The following is a 204-nucleotide window of genomic DNA, read 5'->3' on the forward strand; positions in this document are numbered from 1 at the left end:
GACAAAGGTTATACCCCAAAAAACACCTTTTCCATACGATAGGGTTACTCAAGCTCTATCGTAACCAACGGGAAAGGTGTTTTTTATGGGAACCAAGGCACAAAGTTTAGCTCACACAAAATGGCTGTGCAAGTATCATATCGTGTTCGCGCCCAAGTACAGGCGGAAAATAATCTTCGCGAGCCTTCGCGAAAGCATAGGTGA

At 44.6% G+C, this 204-nt stretch carries 1 protein-coding gene; it reads left to right on the forward strand.

The window, feature by feature from the left end; translation table 11 throughout:
• Window positions 1-85 precede the first annotated feature (85 nt).
• Window positions 86-204: transposase (locus EII23_RS12850; protein WP_185702431.1), on the forward strand; the 119-nt coding region annotated here is incomplete at its 3' end.

The sequence above is a fragment of the Desulfovibrio sp. OH1186_COT-070 genome (assembly GCF_003860215.1).
Taxonomy (GTDB): domain Bacteria; phylum Desulfobacterota; class Desulfovibrionia; order Desulfovibrionales; family Desulfovibrionaceae; genus Desulfovibrio.